Annotated in this window: 21 protein-coding genes and 1 tRNA gene; 8 read left to right on the plus strand and 14 right to left on the minus strand. The window is 43.1% G+C overall.

The genetic code is table 11. The features are described 5' to 3' along the window. Positions 1-37: 37 nt before the first annotated feature. Genes folA through carA form a run of 3 tightly spaced genes read right to left on the minus strand, consistent with a single transcriptional unit; the run spans position 38 to position 4974 of the window. The gene (folA, locus tag AACL30_RS02440) at positions 38-520 is read right to left on the minus strand and encodes a type 3 dihydrofolate reductase (RefSeq protein ID WP_339057701.1); all 483 of its coding nucleotides are present in this window, start codon (positions 518-520) and stop codon (positions 38-40) included. After that, complete coding sequence (carB, locus tag AACL30_RS02445; RefSeq protein ID WP_339057702.1) at positions 517-3768, minus strand: carbamoyl-phosphate synthase large subunit; 3252 nt, start codon at positions 3766-3768, stop codon at positions 517-519. The genes folA and carB overlap by 4 nt, the downstream gene beginning before the upstream one ends. 33 nt (positions 3769-3801) lie before the next feature. Continuing rightward, positions 3802-4974: a glutamine-hydrolyzing carbamoyl-phosphate synthase small subunit gene (gene carA, locus AACL30_RS02450; RefSeq protein ID WP_039907695.1), complete on the minus strand. Its 1173-nt coding sequence runs from the start codon at positions 4972-4974 to the stop codon at positions 3802-3804. 263 nt (positions 4975-5237) lie between these two features. Here carA and AACL30_RS02455 point away from each other — a divergent pair, with 263 nt between their 5' ends. Continuing rightward, positions 5238-6287 (plus strand): leucine-rich repeat domain-containing protein, encoded by a 1050-nt coding sequence (locus tag AACL30_RS02455; protein WP_339057703.1) that lies wholly within the window; start codon positions 5238-5240, stop codon positions 6285-6287. 77 nt (positions 6288-6364) lie between these two features. On the opposite strand, the gene AACL30_RS02460 is transcribed toward AACL30_RS02455, so the two are convergent. From AACL30_RS02460 to AACL30_RS16295, 3 genes are read right to left on the minus strand one after another with little or no spacing between them, the layout of a single operon-like run. Next, positions 6365-6550 (minus strand): YpfN family protein, encoded by a 186-nt coding sequence (locus AACL30_RS02460; protein WP_006704907.1) that lies wholly within the window; start codon positions 6548-6550, stop codon positions 6365-6367. A gap of 21 nt (positions 6551-6571) precedes the next feature. Then, complete coding sequence (dapE, locus tag AACL30_RS02465; protein ID WP_339057704.1) at positions 6572-7702, minus strand: succinyl-diaminopimelate desuccinylase; 1131 nt, start codon at positions 7700-7702, stop codon at positions 6572-6574. A gap of 1 nt (position 7703) precedes the next feature. After that, entirely contained in the window at positions 7704-8198 is a 495-nt protein-coding gene (locus tag AACL30_RS16295) for an ArsC family reductase (RefSeq protein ID WP_422389564.1), read from the minus strand. Positions 8199-8360: 162 nt separating this feature from the next. On the opposite strand from AACL30_RS16295, the gene aroQ reads away from it, so the two are divergent. The 3 genes from aroQ to amiC all read left to right on the plus strand — a co-directional run bounded on the left by aroQ (position 8361) and on the right by amiC (position 10412). Further along, on the plus strand, positions 8361-8912 hold the full coding sequence (gene aroQ / locus AACL30_RS02475; protein WP_339057705.1) for a gamma subclass chorismate mutase AroQ: 552 nt from the start codon (positions 8361-8363) through the stop codon (positions 8910-8912). Continuing rightward, on the plus strand, positions 8909-9046 hold the full coding sequence (locus tag AACL30_RS02480; protein WP_339057706.1) for a hypothetical protein: 138 nt from the start codon (positions 8909-8911) through the stop codon (positions 9044-9046). The genes aroQ and AACL30_RS02480 overlap by 4 nt, the downstream gene beginning before the upstream one ends. A 139-nt stretch (positions 9047-9185) precedes the next feature. Beyond that, complete coding sequence (amiC, locus tag AACL30_RS02485; protein WP_339058379.1) at positions 9186-10412, plus strand: N-acetylmuramoyl-L-alanine amidase AmiC; 1227 nt, start codon at positions 9186-9188, stop codon at positions 10410-10412. Positions 10413-10476: 64 nt separating this feature from the next. Here the strand turns inward: amiC and AACL30_RS02490 are convergent. Then, positions 10477-10553 (minus strand) — tRNA-Met (locus tag AACL30_RS02490). 291 nt (positions 10554-10844) lie between these two features. On the opposite strand from AACL30_RS02490, the gene AACL30_RS02495 reads away from it, so the two are divergent. Both AACL30_RS02495 and tcdA read left to right on the plus strand, forming a co-directional pair. After that, positions 10845-11927: a hypothetical protein gene (locus tag AACL30_RS02495; RefSeq protein ID WP_339057707.1), complete on the plus strand. Its 1083-nt coding sequence runs from the start codon at positions 10845-10847 to the stop codon at positions 11925-11927. A gap of 87 nt (positions 11928-12014) precedes the next feature. Next, positions 12015-12854 carry a tRNA cyclic N6-threonylcarbamoyladenosine(37) synthase TcdA gene (tcdA, locus tag AACL30_RS02500; RefSeq protein WP_339057708.1) on the plus strand — a complete coding sequence of 280 codons (840 nt, stop codon included), beginning with the start codon at positions 12015-12017 and terminating at the stop codon, positions 12852-12854. Between the two features lie 151 nt (positions 12855-13005). Here the strand turns inward: tcdA and smrB are convergent, their stop codons facing one another. The 7 genes from smrB to AACL30_RS02530 form a co-directional block, all read right to left on the minus strand. Beyond that, positions 13006-13551 carry an endonuclease SmrB gene (smrB, locus tag AACL30_RS02505; RefSeq protein WP_339057709.1) on the minus strand — a complete coding sequence of 182 codons (546 nt, stop codon included), beginning with the start codon at positions 13549-13551 and terminating at the stop codon, positions 13006-13008. 394 nt (positions 13552-13945) lie between these two features. Beyond that, complete coding sequence (locus tag AACL30_RS02510) at positions 13946-15850, minus strand: DEAD/DEAH family ATP-dependent RNA helicase (RefSeq protein ID WP_422389565.1); 1905 nt, start codon at positions 15848-15850, stop codon at positions 13946-13948. Then, positions 15825-15905, minus strand: a complete 81-nt coding sequence (gene yrbN, locus AACL30_RS16300; protein ID WP_141553643.1) for a protein YrbN — start codon at positions 15903-15905, stop codon at positions 15825-15827. Before yrbN ends, AACL30_RS02510 begins: the two co-directional genes overlap by 26 nt. Positions 15906-16413: 508 nt before the next feature. Beyond that, positions 16414-17295: a lipoprotein NlpI gene (gene nlpI, locus AACL30_RS02515; RefSeq protein ID WP_339057711.1), complete on the minus strand. Its 882-nt coding sequence runs from the start codon at positions 17293-17295 to the stop codon at positions 16414-16416. Positions 17296-17471: 176 nt separating this feature from the next. Next, positions 17472-19568: a polyribonucleotide nucleotidyltransferase gene (gene pnp, locus AACL30_RS02520; RefSeq protein ID WP_339057712.1), complete on the minus strand. Its 2097-nt coding sequence runs from the start codon at positions 19566-19568 to the stop codon at positions 17472-17474. Between the two features lie 179 nt (positions 19569-19747). Further along, on the minus strand, positions 19748-20017 hold the full coding sequence (gene rpsO, locus AACL30_RS02525; RefSeq protein WP_006704872.1) for a 30S ribosomal protein S15: 270 nt from the start codon (positions 20015-20017) through the stop codon (positions 19748-19750). A gap of 419 nt (positions 20018-20436) precedes the next feature. Further along, entirely contained in the window at positions 20437-20889 is a 453-nt protein-coding gene (locus AACL30_RS02530) for a hypothetical protein (protein ID WP_339057713.1), read from the minus strand. A 264-nt stretch (positions 20890-21153) separates the two neighbouring features. On the opposite strand from AACL30_RS02530, the gene ubiD reads away from it, so the two are divergent. Further along, entirely contained in the window at positions 21154-22638 is a 1485-nt protein-coding gene (gene ubiD / locus AACL30_RS02535; protein ID WP_339057714.1) for a 4-hydroxy-3-polyprenylbenzoate decarboxylase, read from the plus strand. 15 nt (positions 22639-22653) lie between these two features. Next, positions 22654-23355 (plus strand): NAD(P)H-flavin reductase, encoded by a 702-nt coding sequence (gene fre / locus AACL30_RS02540; RefSeq protein ID WP_339057715.1) that lies wholly within the window; start codon positions 22654-22656, stop codon positions 23353-23355. The last annotated feature ends 254 nt before the right edge of the window (positions 23356-23609 follow it).

A 23609-nucleotide genomic window follows, 5' to 3' on the forward strand; every position in this document is an offset into this window, starting at 1 on the left:
TACAGGCGGTTACAAAGACAATTGGCTAAGGATTTTCTTAGCGCCGCTCAAGAATCTGAAAACAATAGCGGTAACTGTTGTTATTGTCGGCTTCATGGCATTCTTTAAATGACTCATCCCATTCATCATTTGCATAATTTGGAAAGTAGGTATCACCTTCAACTATGGCCGAAATATGCGTTAAATACAGCCGGTTAGCATACGGCAAAAACTGGGTGTAGAGATTTCCTCCGCCGATGATCATCACTTCTGGCACATTTACTGCTGTTGCTAACGCCTGATCAATGGAACTGACCCAGGTCACACCTTGATCCGCTTCCGGTTGATGGCTAAGAACGATATTTAACCGACCAGGAAGAGGGCGCCCTATCGATTCAAATGTTTTACGTCCCATGATGATAGGTTTACCCAATGTGTTACGTTTAAACCAGGCTAAATCAGCCGGTAAATGCCAGGGCATCAGGTTTTGCATGCCTATCACCCGGTTATGCGCCAGGGCAGCAATTAAACTAATTATCACTTTGGAGCCTGCGCTTGTTTTATTTTAGCATGCATTTCCTGTACTGAAATGACGCTGGTGGTGGGATCAGCATTTAATGCCATCGAAGTGGCAAAGCCTCCATTTAAGGTCGTGTCATAATGCACTTTATATTGTAAAGCACTACGGCGCAGTAATTTAGAATCTTCAATGGCCTGACGCCCGGCAGTGGTATTGACGATATAAGTATATTCGCCATTTTTAATTCTGTCTTGAATATGAGGGCGCCCCTCATACACTTTATTGACTAAACGTGGATTGATCCCCGCCTCGCCCAAGACCACGGCTGTGCCATGCGTTGCATCGAGTTCAAAACCCTGTTGCAACAATTGGGCTGCTAAATCAGCGACCCGTGCTTTATCCCCTTCTCGCACAGATAACAGCACACGCCCCCGTTTTTCTATCCCTGATTGACTAGCCAACATGGCTTTAGAAAAAGCTTCGGCAAAAGTTTGACCTACACCCATGACTTCACCGGTTGATCGCATTTCTGGACCTAAAATAGGATCAACGCCAGGGAATTTGTTAAAGGGCAACACGACTTTTTTTACCGAATAATAAGGCGGGATCACTTCGGTTAATGCCCCTTGCTGTGTCAATGATTGACCTACCATCACTCTGGCGGCAATTTTTGCCAGCGGCACACCGGTGGCCTTAGAGACGAAGGGAACAGTACGAGCAGCACGCGGGTTAACTTCAATCAAATAAACATCTTGGTCTTTTACCGCAAATTGTACATTCATTAAACCACGGACATTAAGTTTAAAAGCCAATTTTTCTACTTGCTGGCGTAGGGTATTTTGAATGTTTTCACTTAACGTATAAGCAGGCAGTGAGCAGGCGGAATCACCGGAGTGAACGCCGGCTTGCTCGATATGCTCCATAATGCCGCCAATCAGCACTTTCTCACCGTCACAAATGGCATCAACATCCACTTCAACGGCATCGTCGAGAAAGCGATCAAGTAATACCGGCGCATCGTTAGAGACATTCACGGCCGATTGGAAATAACAACGCAAATCCACTTCATCGTAAACGATTTCCATTGCTCTCCCTCCCAATACATAGGAAGGACGCACCACCAGTGGGTAGCCTAATATGTTCGCTTTTGCAACCGCGTCTTCCAGTGCAGTAACGGTGGCATTAGCCGGTTGTTTTAAACCCAAATCATTAACCGCTTGCTGAAAAAGCCCACGATCTTCTGCGCTATCAATCGCATCAGGACGGGTGCCAATAATGGGCACACCCGCCGCTTCTAATTCACGCGCCAATTTCAGCGGTGTTTGACCACCGTATTGTACGATCACCCCCTCGGGCTGTTCGATACGTACAATTTCTAAGACGTCTTCTAAGGTGACGGATTCAAAATAAAGGCGATCAGAGGTGTCGTAATCGGTTGAAACGGTTTCTGGATTACAGTTAACCATAATGGTTTCGTAGCCATCTTCACGCAGCGCCAGTGCGGCATGAACGCAGCAATAATCGAATTCAATTCCTTGCCCAATGCGATTTGGCCCGCCTCCTAGCACCATAATTTTTCGACGATCATGATTGGGATAGGATTCGCATTCTGCTTCGTAGGTTGAGTACAGATAAGCGGTATCGGTGGCAAATTCTGCCGCACAGGTGTCTACCCGCTTATAAACCGGGTGTAAGTTAAAATCATGGCGTAATTGGCGTATTTCGCTCTCGGTTACAGAGGCCAATGCCGCCAAACGTGCATCGGCAAAGCCTTTACGTTTAAGTTGTCGCAAAAAATTGGCGTTGAGACTCTTGATACCCGATTCGGCAACTTTTTCTTCCAAACGCACTAATTCTTCAATTTGTACTAAAAACCAACGGTCAATATTGGTCAGATTAAAAATCCCGTCCACCGACATGCCAGCTCGAAAAGCATCAGCGATATACCAAATACGTTCCGCGCCGGCCTCTTTCAATTCGCGCCGAATTTTGCTTAACGCTTGTGGATCATCCAAATTAACTTTCGGATCCAAGCCAGTTGCGCCCACTTCTAAGCCGCGCAACGCTTTTTGTAATGATTCTTGCTGTGTACGGCCAATAGCCATCACTTCACCGACTGATTTCATCTGAGTGGTTAAGCGATCATTCGCCCCGGCGAACTTTTCAAAATTAAAGCGCGGAATTTTAGTCACAACGTAATCAATAGCAGGTTCAAAAGAAGCAGGGATACTTATCGAGGTCTGCCCTCCGGTAATATCATTACTTAATTCATCGAGCGTATAACCCACTGCCAACTTGGCAGCCACTTTAGCAATCGGGAAACCGGTGGCTTTGGATGCTAATGCGGAAGAACGCGATACCCGTGGGTTCATCTCGATCACAATCAAGCGGCCATTTTTAGGATTCACCGCAAATTGGACATTAGATCCCCCGGTTTCGACGCCAATTTCACGTAATACCGCCATCGAAGCATTACGCATAATTTGATATTCTTTATCGGTCAAGGTTTGTGCGGGTGCCACCGTAATAGAATCACCGGTGTGGATCCCCATCGCATCAAAATTTTCAATCGAACAGACAATAATACAGTTGTCGTTTTTATCGCGAACGACTTCCATTTCATATTCTTTCCATCCGATCAGCGATTCATCAATCAACAATTCTTTGGTGGGCGATAAATCCAATCCACGCTGGCAAATTTCTTGAAACTCTTCATGGTTATAAGCAATACCACCCCCTGTACCGCCCATAGTAAAAGAGGGGCGAATGATACAAGGGAAACCGACTTCGGCTACCACCGCTAACGCTTCTTCCATATTATGCGCAATACCGGAACGGGCGGTTGCTAAGCCAATTTTTTTCATGGCGATATCAAACAAACGGCGATCTTCTGCTTTATCAATCGCCGCTGCCGTTGCCCCTATCATGGCAACACCAAATTCCGCTAACACGCCTTTACGTTCTAGTTCTAAAGCGCAGTTCAAAGCGGTTTGCCCCCCCATGGTTGGCAATACCGCGTCTGGGCGTTCTTTTTCAATAATTTTGCGCACCACTTCCCAATGAATCGGCTCAATATAGGTGGCATCCGCCATGTCGGGATCTGTCATAATCGTTGCGGGATTGGAATTAACCAGGATCACCCGATAACCTTCTTCACGCAGCGCTTTACAAGCCTGGACGCCTGAATAATCAAATTCACAAGCTTGACCGATAACGATAGGACCGGCACCTAAAATCAGGATACTTTTTATATCTGTACGTTTTGGCATGATGTTCGCTTTTTCACTTTCGATTATTAACAGTTAGGCTGTGGGTATATGACTTTTTGGTTGTATCCGATACGCTTTGATCAACGCAATAAAATGATTAAACAGTGGAGCGACATCATGGGGGCCAGGACTCGCTTCGGGGTGGCCTTGAAAACTAAACGCCGCTCTGTCCGTACGGTGGATCCCTTGTAATGAGCCATCGAATAAAGAACGATGGGTCGCACGCAGATTGGGCGGTAAACTCGCTTCGTCCACGGAAAAACCATGATTTTGTGCGCTAATCATCACTGATTGGGTATCGAGATCTTTTACCGGATGGTTAGCACCATGGTGGCCGAATTTCATTTTTACTGTTTTAGCGCCGCTGGCTAATGCCAGTAGTTGATGGCCTAAGCAGATACCAAAGAGGGGGATTTTTGTTTCGAGCAGACGTTGAATCGCCCTGATCGCGTAATCACAGGGCGCGGGATCACCCGGGCCATTGGATAAGAAAACACCGTCTGGGTTTAATTTTAAGACGTCTTCCGCCGGTGTTTGTGCTGGTACTACCGTTAATCGACAACCCTGCTCGACCAGCAAACGTAGAATATTATGCTTCACACCGTAATCGTAAACCACGACGTGGAACGGTAAATCAGCGGTGTTGCAAGCGTGCGGGCGTTCATTGTCTAACGTCCATTTGCCTTGTAACCAAGGATAGGCTGCTTTGGTACTGACTTCTTTTGCTAAATCCATCCCGACTAAACCGGGAAATTGTTGTGCTTTTTCTAATGCCGAGGCGAGTAAGGCCGGCGAGGGTTGACCCGTGATAATACAACCGTTTTGGGCTCCTTTATCACGTAATAGTCGTGTCAGTTGACGTGTATCAATATCGGCAATGGCAACAACATGATGACGTTTAAGATACTGCGATAAGCTTTCTTCACTACGATAGCTACTGGTCATTAATGGCAAATCGCGGATAATCAGCCCTTGCACCTGTACTGCGCCCGATTCTTCATCGATGCTGTTGGTGCCGGTATTGCCGATGTGGGGATAAGTAAGGGTGACGATTTGGCGGGAGTAGGAAGGATCAGTAAGGATTTCTTGATAACCGGTCATTGAGGTATTGAAGACCACTTCCCCCACTGCCGCTCCCTCTGCGCCAATGGCGCGACCGTGGAATTGGGTTCCGTCTTCGAGAACCAATAACGCTGACTTAATCAAAACATCCTCCGAAGAATAGAAAACTGCCTGCAAGGTGACTGCTCCCCGCCCGCATTGAGTGAGGGTTTACCGCGAATTTTGCTAATTTTTGACAAATTGTGCGCATTTTAATGGCGAGTAGTCTATTTGTCCACTTATAGCCTCGCCTTTCATCAAAATGATATTTCTTAGCGCCTAGTGAGGTTGGGTTGAGAATGGGTTGCTTATTATAACTTAACTTAAATAGTGATCTTTCTTTAACCGTAATTAGGAAAAATATCAATATGAACACTACTATGCCCACTGCTACTTCAGCTCTTCCAGTGTCTTCTGCATCGGCTTCACAAAATAAGGACACGTCTACGGATTTATCTCTGAGAGACAAAATAACCCAAAAAATGTCGGGCTATTTGGTAGAACTTGGTCTGATGTCAGAAGAAGATAGATCGAAAGATCATGTTCTTACTAATCTTCTTGGAGATCGTAATCTTATAAACAAGATGAAGGAAATGAAAAAAGAGGCATCAGAGCAGGGGTTAGAGGAAAAGAAAGAAGATATTGTTACTCATTTTAATTGGTTAGGTGAGCTACTCCCGTGGTCTAGGCATGACAAAATAATCAATCAGATTAAAAATCAACTTGATAATAATAATGTCTCTAATCTGAATGCCTCCGCGTTGGGTTTAACATCTCTGCCTGATCATCCAAGTGTACTGCTATCGCTAAACGAACTTGACCTCAGTGATAACCAGTTCCGTACAATCCCGCCAGTTATTGCCGTACTAACGAATCTTACATCTCTCGATCTCAGTAACAATGATCTAGGTACACTGCATATTCTTCCCACGCCTGTAAACTCTCCAGAAGTGAATAAACTGGTAAATGAACTAATGGCGCTAAAATATGCCAATACAGGCACAGAGCCCAATATGCCACGTATTGAGGAATTAGAGAAGCAACTCGGTAATATTTCAGGGACAGAGAATACACTTTCCTCACTCAAGGCGCTAACGTCTCTCAATCTCAGTGGCAATCGTGAACTAGGAACCTTGGATCCTAAAGAAATTCCCCCTTCCTTAAAAGAGCTCGATGTCAGTAACACCAATCTGAAATATTTGCCAAGATTATCTGAATTTAAAAATTTAATGACACTTAATATAAGCGGCTGCGAGATTGAGAAAATAGAATTAACCTTCATGCCTAAAAATATGACCATCATCCACGATGGTAATACGAGATTTCTTGTCAACGGTAAAGAATTTAACGGAGCACGATGGGGAAATATTAAATTGCAAGATAAAGCAGACATTAGTACTCCCTCCATATACTTCTAAAACGATTGCTAAGGAGGCGAAAATCTACCTTTTTAAATCCTGTACCACAGCCCATCGTATTCTGGGCTGCTTGAACTTCAATTATCTTCGTCCCATTTCGCATTATTATCACGATGAGGCGGTATCTGGGGTTTATTTTTTAAGTAGTCTTTATGATTTAAACGACACAGTGCTTTGATGCTGTTGATAAAAATACCCACCAAGAAAATGAGGATAAGCCACCAATATTCTTTTAATTCGTGCCAATTTTCTAACCAGTGCATATTTTTACTCTTTTTAACGATTTAACCCCTAAGAATACGTTCCATGATCCGTTGATAAATACGGCTTAATAACTGGAGATCAGCGGCTTTTACACATTCATTCACTTTATGGATAGTTTCATTCACTGGCCCCAGTTCTACCACCTGTGCACCCAGCAAAGCAATAAAACGACCATCAGACGTCCCCCCTGCGGTACTCAGTTCTGGTGTGATGCCGTTATAGCAATGCACCGCATTGATCACCGCATCCACTAAGTCACCTTTTTCGGTTAGAAATGGCTGCCCAGATACTACCCAATCAATACTGTAATTCAAGCGATACTGCTCCAGTAAGGTTTCAACACGTTGTTTAATCATGCTCTCCGTTAATTCAGTACTAAAACGAAAGTTAAATTGGACAAATAATTCGCCAGGAATCACATTATTACTGCCAGTACCGGCTTGTATATTCGCAATTTGCATACTGGTAGAGGGAAAAGATACATTGCCTTTATCCCACTGAATGGAGACAAGTTCTTGTAACATGGGGAGCGCCCAATGAATCGGATTTTTGGCTAAGTGGGGATAGGCGACATGTCCTTGCACGCCATGGATAGATAAATTAGCCGTCATTGAACCCCGGCGGCCATTTTTAACCACATCTCCTAAACATTTATTACTAGAAGGCTCGCCAACCAGGCAATAATCCAGCCGTTCCTCACGCGCCTTTAGCGCTTCAACCACTTTCACCGTACCGTTGGTCGCTTTCGCTTCTTCGTCAGAGGTGATAAGAAACGCCAATCGGCCGATATAATTGGGGTTAACAGTGATAAAACGCTCGGCAGCAACCACCATCGCAGCCAATGAACCTTTCATATCAGCAGCGCCCCGGCCGTAAAGCATACCGTTACGGATGGTGGGTTCGAAAGGGGGAAAGTCCCAATGGTTTTCATCACCGGGGGGGACTACGTCAGTATGCCCAGCAAAGGCTAATGTCTTCCCTTCACCTCGCCAGGCGCAAAAATTCTTGGTATCAGCAAAATTCATCGGTTCGATAGTAAAACCGATAGCTTTCAAACGCTGAGTCAGTATCTCCTGACAACCTTCATCGGCTGGACTCACTGAAGGCCGTTTAATTAACTGTTTGGCAAGTTTAATTACCGGACAAGTCATACTATAGTGCCTTGTGAAAAAATTGTTGATAATCCAGAGGATCAAAGCCAAGTAGCATTTTATACCCTTCGCCTTTGAAGCCACCGCGTTGTTGGCTGCAGGTGTTCGCCTCATCAGGTAGTATGTCCACGCTCATCGGTCGGTCGCCCTGGCAGCCGAAGGCAACTTCAAGGACTGTGGGTATACCTAAGCACTCCTTCAACAGTGGCCGCTTAATTATCGACGGTTGTTCTAACATTAAGGCTTTAGCACTAGTGACGTTGGTCACTGCGATACGTTCTTGCTCATTCAATTTTCGCCAAGTGGTACTGCGCGTATTAAGCAATGATTCCCACCCCAGTGTGTCGATAAAATCTTGTAGACAGTCAGCGGTCAATCCATCAACACGATAATCATGGAAACGATAAACTATACTGTGTGCAGCCAACCAATCACGTGCTTTTTTGACGCTAGTACAATTGCTAATACCATAGAGGCTAAATTGCGTTTTTGTCATAAGAATACCTTAATAAAAAATAGGGGAATAAATAGTGCATAATGCGCGAAAATAAAGGATGAATCTAGCGTGCGATACTGTGATTTTTTTCGTGCGACGACAGAACATGAGGTAAACTGGCTGCTCGCGTAATGGAGTAGATTATATAATTTAAGGAAAATCATGTTAGCGATTATCAAAGTTGGAGTGTTGGTTAGTAGTATGACAATTTTTGCCGCCAGTGCCGCGGAATGGGATAAGGTTTTTTCATTGATCAATCAGCGATTATCTTATATGCAGGAGGTAGCGGTTAACAAGGCTAAAGCGCATTTAGCGATTGAGGATCTTGAGCAAGAAAAAAAAGTATTACAAAAAGCAATGGTGACGGCGAAAAATAATGGATTAGATCCTGATTCTGTTAAACCCCTTTTCAGTGCATTGATGGAGACGGCTAAAATAATCCAATATCGTTATCAGAAAAATCACTTGGATATGACACAAAAAGCAGGTGATTCGCCTGTTAAAACATTGGCTAAAATTCGTTTAGAGATTGCTGAGTCAAGCGATTTATTAATCAAAGCGTTATACCAAATATTACATTCAGGGGTTGGATTTGATGAAACTTCACGTGAAAAATTGATAAAAATTATCGATCAACCAGAACTAAGTAATATCGATAAGGAACTTATTTTTACGGCTTTAAGAGCGGTAAAATTAAAGCAATATACCCAATGAATTTCGAGTTACGGCAAGGCGGCAAGGGGGTGAGACCGATGAGCGTAGACATACTACGTGATTCGGCGAGCGCCCGCAGACAACAAAGCCGTAACTTGAAAGGCGAAGGGTATAGACCTCTTTCCAAACCGTAGTTCGTTATGCGAAGTCAAGGCGCCCCGGCGCACAGCAACCTTCGTTAACATGAAGTACATGAGGATTGCGCGCACCTGGCAACGCAGGATTCGCGTCACTCGGTAGGTTTCCGAAGAGGTCTAATAATGATTTTGGAGTATCTCAGACCCAATGCACAATTCCCATCGCCGCCTTTTATTGCAAGCTATAGCAGCCAGTTGGATGCTGAGTGTCAGCAAAATTGGGTTTGCTACATCGGTACAAATTGTTGCTATTCGGGTCTGGCCTGCTTCAACCTATACCCGGATCACATTAGAATCCAATCTTCCGCTTAAATACCGTCAATTCACTTTATCTAAACCCGATCGCATCGTAGTTGATATCGAAGATGTCCATTTAAATGAAGTACTAAGGGAAATGACTCGCCAAGTTCAAGCAACTGATCCTCATCTCAAGCAAGTGCGAGTAGGACAATTCGATAAAAAAACCGTACGGATAGTGTTCGAACTTAAGCAACTGAGTCATCCACAACTTTTTACTTTAAAACCCATCGCTAAATTTCATCATCGTTTGGTGGTAGACCTCTATCCGACAGTCGGTGATACTGCGACAAAAGATGATCCGCTACTCGCCTTGCTAGAGGATTATAATAAAGGCCATTTAGAGCGCACACTCCCTACAAAGGCGCCATCAGCAGGTAAAGCTGGCCGTGATCGGCCTATTATCATAGTGCTAGATCCTGGGCATGGGGGAGAAGATCCTGGTGCCATCGGAAAAAATAAAACCTGCGAAAAAGATGTGGTGTTGCAAATAGCTCGGCGCTTACGAGCTCTCATCCAGCGTGAATCGAATATGCGAGTTCATATGACACGCAATGAAGATGTTTTTATTCCGTTAAAAGTTCGGGTGGCCAAAGCACGTAAGTTAAGGGCTGATCTTTTTGTTTCTATCCACGCAGATGCTTTCACCGACCGCGCAGCTAAAGGATCATCAGTGTTTGCACTTTCAACCAAAAGCGCCACCAGTGCTGCTGCTTATTTTTTAGCGCAAACCCAGAATGAAGCCGATCAGATAGGGGGGATTAGTAAGAGTGGTGATCGCTATTTGGATCACACGATGATTGATTTGCTACAAACGGCAACTATTAACGATAGTTTAAAATTTGGGAAGGAAGTGCTTAGCCGGATCAGTAAGATTAACAAATTACACAAAAATCGGGTCGAGCAAGCCGGTTTTGCCGTATTAAAAGCACCCGATATCCCGTCAGTTTTAGTTGAAACCGCATTTATTAGTAATCTTGAAGAAGAAAAAAAGTTACGCACTCCCCATTTTCAACAACAGATAGCTAAGGCAGTGTTTGCTGGTATTAAGGCTTATTTTTCTTAGAGCTTATTTGAAATCTTCTTTGAGCGCTTTTTTGATTGAAGAGATGAGAGGGGTCGGACATCGTTGGTTGCGGGAGCCGGATTTGAACCGACGACCTTCGGGTTATGAGCCCGACGAGCTACCAGACTGCTCCATCCCGCGTCTGATTGAGCGCACTATACCTTGGATTATTTTTGTTGCAAGTGCTTTTAGCATTTAAATTGATATAAAATTTTTGATTGTGGTTTTTATCGCCTTTTTGTCTTTTTTTTATGCGTATACGGCGCAAAGTTGTCAGAGGTTGAAGAACACTGTAGGAAAAACTTGTCACATATACCTAATGAATTTCGAGTTACGATGAGAGGGCGGCATCCGCAGCCAACAACGCGGCGGCTTCAAAGGCGAAGGGGATAAATGATATTTCTCAGCGAGTGAGGTTAGGTTGAGAGTAGGTTGCTTATTATCACTTATATAGTAACTGCTCTCTTTTTCACCTTCATTAGGAAAAATATCAATATGACCATTACTTCAGCTAATTCAGCTCAATCAATGTCTCCTGTATCGTATCAAGCAACATCACCGCCTACTGGTTTATCTCCAAAAGCTGCCGCAATACAGGAAATAAAAGACTGTTTGCTTAATATGAAAGTTATAAAGGCGGGAGATGAGCGCTCAGTTATTGATCTTCTTAAAAACGATGCGTTTATGGCTGACATACATACGTTGCCGTTTGACGACCAAGGGCTTGGGCGGCTATATAACAAATTAATGAAACAGGGATTATCTACTGACGAAACGTATGAAATGGGAAATAGGCTACAGATTGCGTCTACAAAAGATAACGCGATCCTTATGTTTCCTATGTTGATCATGATTTTACAATTGCATCTGTGGGTGGAGGAGCTCGTAGAGAATGAGCAGCGTGAAGAGGCAGGATTACTAATCAGAAAAAAATTTAAAGAAGAGAACGCTAAAAACGCCTCGCCACACCTGGATATCTCCGGATATGGCTTGAGTTCGCTACCGGAATTGTTAGCTTCACTGCAAGCAACTGAATTGAATATATCTCACAACAATCTGTCGGCTCTAGATGTCTTATCAAAAAAAATAGAAATATTAAACGCCAATGGCAACCAGTTCTACAAAATACCGACAGCTATTACCGAACTAGATCATATCGAGTCTCTCGATCTCAGTAACAATAATCTGCATACACTGTTTTTGAATCCTTATTACCCAACAGGGATTAAGCAAAATACTCTTCCTAATTCACTAAGGTCACTCAATATAAGTGGCAATCCTGAGCTGGAGGGTTTGGATTATCAGGCTCTTCCCGCTGAACTAATAAAGCTTGATGTAAGCGGCTGCTCGATCAATGAAATAGAATTAACCCTCATGCCTGAAAAGGTGACAATCATTTGTAATGGCAATACGACGTTGCTTGTCAAGGGTGAAAAATTTACCGGAGAAAAATGGAACGGTATTACAATTCAACGGGAAGTCAGTGCTAAGCCTACCTACCAACAATACCCCTAAAACGGCTTGATATTTTTTCTTTTCTAATTCCTTTGCTCACCGTGATTTGTTATCGTGCTCGCTCTAAAAAACAGAGACCCCTATGTAATGACTAAATGTTCTAATACAAAAAACCACCACGGAATTGATCAACAACGATTTGGCGGAATTGCGCGTTTGTATGGCCATCAAGCGCAAATATTATTTTCACGCGCCCATATCTGTGTCATTGGCATGGGTGGGGTAGGATCATGGGCTGTTGAGGCGTTAGCGCGCACGGGTATTGGTGCTATCACCCTGATAGATATGGATGATGTTTGTGTGACCAATACTAATCGACAAAACCATGCTGTCCGTGAAAATATTGGGCAAGCCAAGATAGCGGTGATGGAACAGCGTATTTTAGCCATTAATCCTCATTGCCAGGTGAAATGTATTGATGACTTTATCACACCCGAAAATGTGGTTGAGATGTTGGATCAAAATTTTAGTTATGTTATTGATACTATAGATAGTGTGCGCCCTAAAGCGGCTTTGTTGGCTTATTGTCGGCGTTATGCGATCCCCGTTATTACAGTAGGAGGCGCAGGAGGACAAATTGATCCTACTCGTATAGCCGTTCTTGATCTGGCTAAAACGGTTCAAGATCCTTTAGCTGCTAGCGTGCGAGAAAGATTGAGACGTGATTTTGGTGTAGTGAAAAATAGTAAAGGAAAATTACGTATTGATTGTGTGTCTTCTAGTGAACCACTGATGTACCCTCAGATCGAGGGTAACCTGTCTAGATCAGGCTGCACTACTGAAGGATCAAAACGGATGGATTGCGCCTCTGGCTTTGGCGCGGTTACGATGGTAACTGCGACATTTGGTTTTATTGCTGTGGCACATACTTTAAAAAAAATGATAGCGAAAGCCACCGCGAGCCAGGTTTTAGATAATAGGCAATAGACCTCTTTCCAAACCGTAGTTCGTTATGCTAAGTCAAGGTGCCCGCGGCGCACAGCAACCTTCGTTAACATGTAGTACATGAGGATTGCGAGCACCGGGCAACGCAGGATTCGTGTCACGTAGTAGGTTTGGAAAGAGGTCTAATAGATTTCTATTCAATCAACACCAGCAAGGCAGCAGTTCCACCCCATTTTTTGGGGGCTTGATGGAAAGCCAATACGTCAGGATGCTGCGCTAGCCACAGTGGTATCTGCTTTTTTAAAACATCTCTGCCATGGCCATGCATAATACTGGCACAATAAATATGTTCTGATTTACAAACAGCAAACATTTCAACGAGTTGTTGTTTGGCTTGCCTTTGGGTGAAGCCATGTAAATCAAGAAATATGTCAGGTAAGTAATCCCCGCGGCGAAGTTTTCTTATTTCAATAGTCTCTACATCTTGACGAATATAGCGAATGGGATCTTCACTATTCAGTTGTGGATGAAAGTCATCAGAAAAATAACAGCTAATCTCTCTCTGTTTTTGTTCTCTTTTTTGCGAAAACTTAACAGAAGTTACTCTTTGATGATTTTTTTGATGATAGTGATGCATTATCTTGTCTTGTTTCAATTTTTTGGTGCCACTAATCGACGCCTCAAAAAGTTGTAACTCTTCATCACTCAGTTGATATTTTTCTTTCGATTCTATTTTCATCGTACTTAATTCACTACACTTTTTGCTGCCGTCTATACCCCTCGCCCTTGAAGCTGCCACGTTGTTGGCTGCGATCCCTTGCCCTCATGGTATATCCACACTCATCGGTCTCACGCCCTGGCAGCCGAAGGCAACTTCAAGGGCGAAGGGTATATCTACTCCAGTATCCCTGCCCCGTTTCTCCTTTTCTGAACCCTGTTTTCTGAAAGTTTATTCGAAATCTCTTGTACTCGTTAATACTTTAGACTGCCTGCATAACCTACTGCTACGGTTTTACAAGCAGTCTTTTGTCAAAAAAGATTTCGAATAAGCTCTAAAAATCTATATGGAATATTAACAATCAATAAAAACTGGCTCAAAAGCCAGTTTTTATTATTTCAGCTAATTTAAATAATTATGCTTCTCCAAAACGAGGCCTGGCCGCAGTAGAAACCGCGGCATCATCACCCCGAGGAGTAAAACGTAAAGTATCGCGGCTAATCTTACTCGCACGGCGATGATTGTTGCTGTTTCCTTCACCACGTTTATCACCACCGAAAGAGCGGCGCGGCGCTGTATTTTCAGTCCCTAAACGCCCCCCACTTCGCCGTTCATTCGCATAACCTCGTCCACCACGTGATTCAAATGGCTGCGCGTCACCTAACAGCTGCATATTCATTGGTTTATTCAAAATGCGAGTACGAGTGAAATGCGACAGGATCTCTCTTGGCATTGCTTTTGGTAGCTCGATAGTTGAGTAAGAGGAAAATAATTTAATATTACCTATACAACGGCTGCTAATATCCCCTTCGTTAGCAATAGCGCCCACGATATGACGAACTTCAACACCATCGTCCCGACCTACTTCAATACGGTATAATTCCATATCACCAACGTCACGGCGCTCACGCCTTACTGGACGTTCACCGTTTATACGGCGTCGCTCACTATTATTATACATCGTCATAGGGCGTGGCACTGGATCAGGCGGCATAATAAGCGGCCGTTCACCCTGCGCCATTTTCAATAACACCGCAGCGAGGGTTTCCATATCAAAGCCCTCTTCCGGTTGCAATTTGGTCAGTAGAGCACGATATACATCCAAATCATGGCTTTCTAACTGTTTGCTAACTTTGGTAGAAAATTTCGTTAAGCGACGTTGACTAAGTAATTCTGAATTAGGGAGTTTAACTTCAGGAATCGTTAATTTCATCGTCCGTTCAATATTCTTTAGCAGGCGGTATTCACGGCGCTCAACAAACAGCAAGGCACGACCCGCTCGACCCGCTCGACCGGTACGGCCAATGCGGTGAACATAAGATTCTGAATCCATAGGAATATCATAGTTCACGACTAAACTAATACGATCCACATCCAAGCCTCGCGCCGCGACATCAGTGGCAATCAATATATTTAAACGCCCGTCTTTTAAGCGTTCTAACGTACTTTCACGTAAGGCCTGGTTCATATCACCGTTTAATGCAGCACTATTGTAGCCATTGCGCTCTAACGCTTCAGCGACTTCTAATGTTAAATTCTTGGTGCGCACAAAAATAATAGCCGCATCAAAATCTTCAGATTCCAAAAAACGCACCAAAGCTTCGTTTTTACGCACTCCATCCACCATCCAATAACTTTGGCTAATATCTGGGCGAGTGGTCATACTAGACTGAATACGAATTTCTTGCGGTTCTTTCATAAAGCGACGGGTAATACGACGAATGGCTTCTGGCATGGTGGCAGAAAATAGTGCTGTTTGATGTACCGCGGGTATCTGCTTCATAATGTTTTCTACGTCTTCGATAAAACCCATGCGTAGCATCTCATCCGCTTCGTCTAATACCAACCCGCTTAGTTTGGATAGGTTAAGAGTGCCGCGCTTCAGGTGATCTAGCAGACGACCTGGAGTACCAACGACAACCTGTGGTCCTTTGCGCAGGGCACTTAGCTGAAGATCGTAACGTTGCCCACCGTAGAGCGCCACAACATTAACGCCTTTTATATATTTAGAAAAATTGGTTAATGCTTCAGCAACCTGAACAGCTAATTCACGTGTAGGCGCTAAAACCAATATCTGTGGAGATTTAATTTCTGCCTTAATATTATGCAATAAAGGTAATCCGAAAGCGGCGGTTTTACCGCTCCCTGTTTGTGCCATACCAAGGACATCACAGCCGTTTAATAAGTGTGGGATACATTCCAACTGGATTGGAGAGGGTTTTTTGTATCCTAAATTGGTTAATGCATTAAGAATAGGGGCAGATAACCCTAAATTAGTAAAAGAAGTTTCAAGCTCAGTAGTCATGTAAATGTGCCTCATTAACAATGGCAGCCAGTCTACATAACTCGTCGAGAAAATTTTCTATGATTTTCATTGAAAAATGTGAACCGGCTTAAATTAGATGATAAAAAACAACAAAGTCAACATCTGTCAAGAGCGCCATGCTTAGCCTGGCACGCCTTAACAATGCTGTATACCCTTCGCCTTTGAAGCTGCCGTGTTTTTGGCTACGGGGGTTCGCCCGAATCACGTAGTATATCTATACATACCCTTTGCCTTTGAGGCCGCCGCGTTGTTGGCTGAGGACATTCGCCCGAATCACGTAGTAGGTCTACGCTCATCGGGTCGCACGCCCTAGCCGCCTAGCGACAACTTCAAAGACTGTGGGTATATAACCCTTCACCTTTCAAGTTACGGCGACGTTGGCGTCTCCCACTCATCCTCTGTCATGTACTATCTGTACACTCCTGGGATTCGATTGACTGCCGCCTTGCCGTAACTCGAAATTCATTGGGTATACGCTCATCGGTCTCACGCCCTGGCAGCCGAAGGCAACTTGAAGGACTGTGGGTATCTTCATTTAAGATTTCGAAAAGAGATTACTATTGGTCTGATTCCGCTAACTCGCCTTGTTCGTGACCTAAAAGCGCTAATTCCAACAATGCGAAGCGATGCTCAACAAAATTGTGAATATTATTAGCTACCGTCAGTTTAAACAACGCAGAAGCGGCTTCCTTATCCCCCAGACTTAGGTAATATTTACCTAAATAGAAGTTGGCTTCACTGAGATGTTCAGCGAGAGAAGTGTTATCTACCGCGTCCACTACCAGATGCTTCATCAACGTTTTTATGCTGATTTTACCCAGGTAGAACTCGATAATATTCCATCCCCATTGCTCTCTATTCGACTTTTCATAACGCTGTTTCAGCGCTACTTTTGCAGCCTTGGCATTTATTTCTCTTTCCACCAAATATAGCCATAACAAGCGGAAAGGATCATTGGGGTCGTCTTGATAAAATTTCTTCAAATCATCCTGTGCTAGCAGGAAACGACCACCATAATACAGGGAAATGCCTCGATTTAAATACGCATAGTTGTAATTTGGATCGAGCTCTAATACAGAATCAAAGGCTTCGTAGGCCGCATTAAAATCGCCCGCCTGCGTTAGATAAACACCTAGATAGTTAAAAATCTCTGGCATATCAGGACAAATAGTCAGCGCTTGTGAAAAATCATTTTGCGCCAACGCTCGCAATCCTAGACTATCATACAGTACTCCTCGTTCATATAAAAGGCGCGCGCGTTCATCATCGGTCAAAATTCGGGTCAAGAAAATTTGTTCTATGCGCGCCAAAATGACTTCTTGCTGTAATGTAGCTTGCACAGGGATGGCTAAAATCTGCTCTTTACGCCAATCATTATTGATACATCCCGCCAGAATGAACACCAGCAAGATGTAACATAAGCGTAAACAAAGTTTCATTTTTTAACTCTAAAATATAAACATAGCACCAATATTTTTCCGTCCTTTTGCCTCGATTCAGCCATTTTATTCTGTAAATAAAGCCGGGTATTATTTATTAAATACTTATTTAACGTCTCTTGTGTTCGCAAATACTTTGTCAAAGTGCATATTACGCCGATTTTTTTCGTCTTCGTTTAGCTCAATGGTAAATCAGCAGCATCTTTCATACTGAGGCGAATTCGGCCTTGACGATCAATTTCTACAATTTTAACCTGGACTTCTTGCCCGATGTGCAAATAATCCGGTATATTTTCTACCCGCTTTTCAGCAATTTGAGAAATATGAACTAGACCTTCTCTACCTCCCACACAGGAAACAAATGCACCAAAATCAGTAATGCGTGTTACTTTACCTAAATAGATTTTTCCAGGCTCTGGATCAACTGTAATTTCTTGGATACGCCGGATAGTGTAGATTACTTTTTCATTGTCTTCCGCTGCAATCTTGATAGTACCATCATCCTCGATTTCAATAGTGGTACCAGTTTCTTCAGTTAATGCGCGGATTACTGCACCACCTTTACCTATCACATCTTTAATTTTATCAGGGTTAATCTTAATGGTGTGAATACGGGGCGCATATTGAGAAATATCACTACGGGGTCTTTTGATTACCTGCTCCATTATCCCCAAAATATGCAAGCGTGCCGCTTTTGCTTGATTGAGTGCTTTTTGCATAATTTCCTTGGTGATACCTTCAATTTTAATGTCCATTTGCAGCGCGGTGATACCGGTATGGCTTCCTGCTACTTTAAAGTCCATATCACCAAGATGATCTTCATCACCCAGAATATCAGACAACACAACAAAATTGTCTCCTTCTTTTACTAGCCCCATAGCAATCCCCGCTACGTGCTCTTTTATGGGGACTCCAGCATCCATCAAGGCTAAAGAAGCCCCACAGACAGATGCCATAGAAGAAGAACCATTAGACTCAGTAATCTCCGAAACTATACGCACAGTATAAGGACAATCATCAAGGGATGGCATAACGGCTAATAGCGCACGTTTCGCTAACCGTCCATGACCAATCTCACGACGTTTTGGCGAGCCGACCATGCCGGTTTCACCGACAGAATAGGGAGGGAAATTATAATGCAGTAAGAATCTGTCGGTACGCTCACCGATCAATTCGTCAAGAGACTGTGCATCACGGGCGGTACCTAAAGTAGTGGTAACCAACGCTTGCGTTTCACCACGGGTAAATAATGCAGAACCATGAGTACGAGGTAACACCCCAGTACGTATATCCAGGCTACGTATTGTGTCTTCTCCACGGTCATCAATGCGAGGTTTACCTTCTAAGACTCTACCTCGCACCAATTTTTTTTCAGTATGACTCAATATATCTTGTATTTCCGCTGCATTTGAAATTTCATTTTTATCTAATAACGTTTGTGTGATATCCGCCTTTATAGCGTTAATTTTAGCGTAACGTTCTTGTTTTTCAGTAATACAGTATGCATCCCCTAGAGGAGTTTCAGCGAGCTCAGTGACCATAGTATAAAGCTTTTGATTCACTTCTTCTGGGCGCCAATCCCATTTAGTTTTGCCTGCCTTTTCGACCAATTCATTGATATTGTTAATCACGATCTGCTGCTGTTCATGGCCGAATGCGACCGCTCCTAGCATTTGTTCTTCGCTTAGCATCTTGGCTTCTGATTCCACCATCAATACCGCGGCATTAGTGCCGGCAACGACTAAATCGAGACGACTTTCTATCAATTCTGTCGTTGTTGGATTAAGTATATATTGATCGTTAATGAAACCAACACGAGCCGCACCAATAGGGCCATTAAAGGGAATATCAGAAAGGCTAAGAGCGGCGGAAGCCCCAATCATGGCAACGATATCTGGATTAACTTCTTTATTTATAGAAACAACCGTTGCAATAATCTGGACTTCATTTAAAAAACCTGCCGGAAATAGCGGACGTATTGGCCTATCGATGAGACGTGAAACTAATGTTTCCCCTTCGCTTGGGCGACCTTCACGGCGGAAAAAATTTCCAGGAATACGTCCCGCGGCATAACTGCGCTCTTGATAATTCACGGTTAAAGGGAAGAAATTTTGACCGGGCTTGGCTTGTTTTTGACCCACCACAGTAACAAATACGGCAGTATCATCAACAGATACCATTACAGCTGAGTTTGCTTGGCGTGCCATCATACCTGTTTCTATCGTTACGGTATGTTGGCCATATTGGAACTTATGGACGATCGGATTTAGCAAAATAGTATCCTTTTTATTACTTTAATAAGTGTGATAATGATTCGTGAGATGATAAAGGTTCACCAGCGATTTATATCTATCATCGAGTCTCTTAATTTATATAGCTAAACTTAATATATTTTTTTAAATTAAGAAGAAAGGGGCCAATTTGGGGCCCCTTTTTTACAAAATTAAGTCAATCAGCGACGCAAACCTAAACGTTTGATCAGATCAGAGTAAGACTCTATTTTTGTGCGTTTTAAATAGTCTAACAGCTTACGACGTGAAGATACCATGCGTAGTAAACCACGGCGGCTATGGTGATCTTTTTTGTGTTCAGAGAAATGACCCTGCAAATGGTTAATTTGAGCAGTGAGTAACGCGATTTGAACTTCGCTAGAGCCAGTATCATTAGCATTACGACCGAAATCAGCAATAATTTTAGCTTTCACTTCAACACTTAGAGACATTATAATACTCCGAATAATTAAAAATAAGATGGGCGCCAATCTCTAATTCAGCAACCCCATAAATTCTCCACAAAACCGCAGCCAGTGACGTAAAGCCAAGCTTAGTTCGTCTCTAACGAAACCTCTTATGCTTAGTAATACAGCGCTCACTTTACCTAACCCGTTTTGCTAGAGTTTAATAGATAAAACGGCTCATTCTACTCTTTGATATCATCAATCGCAAGACAGCCCGTTAGCGCTATTTTCGCTGGATATCACGTGATAAGGTGCTAAAAAAACAAAGAGCGCTATTATCAGCGCCATTTTTTCGCTACATCATTTATTTTTAACCGTATTTTTTATCGGTGAGCGCGAGAGATCTGGAATAAATCTCGGCTATTACATTCTCGTTATTTAAGATCTCAACTTACTAGAATTTCTCACCTCCGAGCCATCACGGACAACAGTGCGGCAGCCACCATAGTAAGAGTGCCAGCTAAATTAACCGTATTATAACTATAGGGGAGACATATACTTTCTCTATCACAACAAACATTTCTTAAGTAACGGTTGCCAGCATCAATAGCTGCCGAAGCACAGAATATGTAATTTGAAATCCTTAGCATGTTAACATTACGTACATCTCTTAGTTCTCTTCCTATTGCTCCTACTGCTAATACTGCTCCCGCTGATGCTACTAGTGCTGTCGTTCCTCGTTGTACCTCAAAACTATCATCCACTTTGTCAAACATTTCGCTAAAACTTAGGGGTGCTATTAGGGGTGATGTTGAAGGTGTTGTTATGAGTGTCATATATTCTCCTGGTAAATTTTTTTGTCTGCACTGACAACGGAATGTTGCCTCGCTATTATTCTCTACTCCGTTTTTAGCCAATAAACACCACAAACCGATCTAATAAGATTATTTTTTAAGCGGATCGTCCTCTGTTTGTACATTTATGTTAATAAATAGTCAATTAATTTTTACAAAAACATTAATAAATAATCGCATTATTTTAACAATTGAAGTGTTAGGTGTCATTTTTAGTCAAGGAGGGCGAGGAGAGAAAAATATGTGGAATAGGCGCTAACAAAAAAACAGCAACCGATATCAAGACAGCTTATAATGGAGCACCTTTGAAAGGTTAAAGTGATTAATATGAAATACAAAGATCTACGTGAATTCCTCTCATTACTTGAACAAAAAGGGGAACTTAAACGTATTAGCCAGTCAATTGATCCCTATTTGGAAATGACAGAAATTGCTGATCGCACCCTACGAGCCGGTGGACCCGCATTATTGTTTGAAAATCCAAAAGGGTATTCTATGCCGGTACTCTGCAATTTGTTTGGCTCTGCCAAACGAGTTGCCATGGGAATGGGGCAAAAAGATGTCACTGCGCTACGCGATGTCGGCCGATTACTGGCTTTTTTGAAAGAGCCTGATCCCCCTCAAGGTTTTCTTGATTTGTGTCAGCAATGGCCAAAATTCAAGCAAGTACTGAATATGCCAACAAAATGTATAGGTTCCGCCCCCTGCCAAGAACAAATTTGGCGAGAAGAAGATGTCGATCTTAGCCGTATTCCAATAATGCATTGCTGGCCAGATGATGTAGCTCCGCTGGTGTCTTGGGGATTAACCATTACCCGCGGGCCATATAAAGAACGACAAAATTTAGGCATCTACCGTCAACAACGGTTAGCAAAAAACAAGCTCATTATGCGCTGGTTATCTCATCGGGGCGGCGCATTAGATTATCAAGACTGGTGTGTCAAATATCCTAAAAAACGTTTTCCTGTAGCGGTTGCATTAGGCGCAGATCCCGCCACTATTTTAGCGGCCGTCACGCCAGTGCCAGACACGTTATCTGAGTATGCTTTTGCCGGTTTGCTACGTGGGAATAAAACAGAAGTCGTTAAATGTCTTACCAGTGATCTTAAAGTGCCTGCCAGTGCAGAAATCATATTGGAGGGATATATTGAACAAGATGAGATGGAATCAGAAGGACCCTATGGTGACCACACTGGCTATTATAATGAAGTAGAAAAATTTCCTGTTTTTACCGTGACCTGTATTACTCAGCGTCGAGATGCTATCTATCATTCAACCTATACTGGGCGCCCTCCCGATGAACCTGCAGTGCTGGGGGTCGCATTAAATGAAGTATTTGTTCCCATTTTGCAAAAACAATTTCCAGAAATTATTGATTTTTATCTACCCGCAGAGGGGTGCTCCTACCGCCTTGCTATAGTGACGATTAAAAAGCAGTATGCAGGCCATGCCAAACGAGTAATGATGGGAGTATGGTCATTTTTACGGCAATTTATGTACACCAAATTTGTTATTGTCTGTGATCAAGACATCAATGCTCGAGATTGGAATGATGTTATTTGGGCGATTACAACCAGAATGGATCCTGCACGTGACACGTTATTGATAGAAAATACCCCTATCGATTATTTAGATTTCGCTTCACCCGTCTCTGGGCTTGGATCGAAAATGGGGCTTGATGCGACGAATAAATGGCCAGGAGAAACTTCTCGTGAATGGGGTCGCCCTATTACGATGGATCAAAGAGTTTGCACTCGTATCGATGAGATTTGGGATGAGTTGGCGATATTCAGCCCGTCACCCAAACGCTAATAAAAAAAGGAACGCATGACAACATTGAGCTGTAAAGTCGCCTCTGTGGAGACCATTACTGATACTGTATATCGAGTGAAATTGGTTCCCTCTGTGCCATTTTCCTTTCGAGCCGGTCAATATCTCATGGTGATAATGAGTGAACGTGATAAACGCCCATTTTCGATAGCATCAACACCAACACAAAGGCAATACATTGAACTCCATATTGGGGCGTCAGAGCTAAATTTATACGCAATGGCGGTGATGGACGCTATCGTAAAAAATAGAAGATTGGATATTGACATCCCGCATGGAGAAGCTTGGTTTCGTGAAAATAGCCAGCGTCCGCTATTATTAATCGCAGGAGGTACTGGTTTCTCATATACACGTTCTATTTTACTGGCGGCATTGGCGGAACAACCCCATCGAGAAGTGTCACTTTACTGGGGTGGACGTGAAGCCAAACATTTGTACGATTTAGATGAACTAAAAGCGCTCATAGTTAAATACCCACAATTGCGCATAGTCCCTGTCGTCGAACAACCGGCTGATAACTGGGATGGTAAAACGGGTACCGTGTTGAGTGCTGTGTTACAAGACTATCAATCCTTAGCTAAACAAGATATTTACATCGCCGGGCGTTTTGAAATGGCTAAAATCGCGCGCGAACTATTCTGTAGTGAGCGCGCTGCACAAAAATCCCATATTTATAGTGATGCTTTTGCCTTTATTTAAACTGTGAAAGTTACCAACAGGGTACGCCAAGGTCAATTACCTGCTGCGACTTTAGCCACCCCACAAAACACGCATCTTGTCTCAAAAATAGCTTTGTTCACAGTGCCATAGTTCGCTATGATATGGCGCTTATTTTTATGTCCACCCCAGAGCCTATTCGAAATCTCTTGTGCTCGCTGATACTTCATCAAAAATAAGCTCAAAATGCTCATTTACTTTATGTAAACTGCGCTTTTTCGCTTATTTTTTTCTCA

The sequence above is a fragment of the Candidatus Regiella endosymbiont of Tuberolachnus salignus genome (genome assembly GCF_964020115.1).
Classification (GTDB): domain Bacteria; phylum Pseudomonadota; class Gammaproteobacteria; order Enterobacterales; family Enterobacteriaceae; genus Regiella; species Regiella insecticola.

Coding starts and splice junctions, on each gene's coding strand:
- AACL30_RS02455 (WP_339057703.1), top strand. CDS start 5,238: ATGAACACTACTATGCCCACTGCTACTTCAGCTCTTCCAGTGTCTTCT.
- yrbN (WP_141553643.1), bottom strand. CDS start 15,905: ATGAAAATCATAGAAAATTTTCTCGACGAGTTATGTAGACTGGCTGCC.
- smrB (WP_339057709.1), bottom strand. CDS start 13,551: ATGAAAATAGAATCGAAAGAAAAATATCAACTGAGTGATGAAGAGTTA.
- fre (WP_339057715.1), top strand. CDS start 22,654: ATGACAACATTGAGCTGTAAAGTCGCCTCTGTGGAGACCATTACTGAT.
- AACL30_RS02480 (WP_339057706.1), top strand. CDS start 8,909: ATGAATTTCGAGTTACGGCAAGGCGGCAAGGGGGTGAGACCGATGAGC.
- AACL30_RS02510 (WP_422389565.1), bottom strand. CDS start 15,850: ATGAGGCACATTTACATGACTACTGAGCTTGAAACTTCTTTTACTAAT.
- AACL30_RS02460 (WP_006704907.1), bottom strand. CDS start 6,550: ATGCACTGGTTAGAAAATTGGCACGAATTAAAAGAATATTGGTGGCTT.
- aroQ (WP_339057705.1), top strand. CDS start 8,361: ATGTTAGCGATTATCAAAGTTGGAGTGTTGGTTAGTAGTATGACAATT.
- nlpI (WP_339057711.1), bottom strand. CDS start 17,295: ATGAAACTTTGTTTACGCTTATGTTACATCTTGCTGGTGTTCATTCTG.
- carB (WP_339057702.1), bottom strand. CDS start 3,768: ATGCCAAAACGTACAGATATAAAAAGTATCCTGATTTTAGGTGCCGGT.
- rpsO (WP_006704872.1), bottom strand. CDS start 20,017: ATGTCTCTAAGTGTTGAAGTGAAAGCTAAAATTATTGCTGATTTCGGT.
- dapE (WP_339057704.1), bottom strand. CDS start 7,702: ATGACTTGTCCGGTAATTAAACTTGCCAAACAGTTAATTAAACGGCCT.
- ubiD (WP_339057714.1), top strand. CDS start 21,154: ATGAAATACAAAGATCTACGTGAATTCCTCTCATTACTTGAACAAAAA.
- tcdA (WP_339057708.1), top strand. CDS start 12,015: ATGACTAAATGTTCTAATACAAAAAACCACCACGGAATTGATCAACAA.
- AACL30_RS16295 (WP_422389564.1), bottom strand. CDS start 8,198: ATGACAAAAACGCAATTTAGCCTCTATGGTATTAGCAATTGTACTAGC.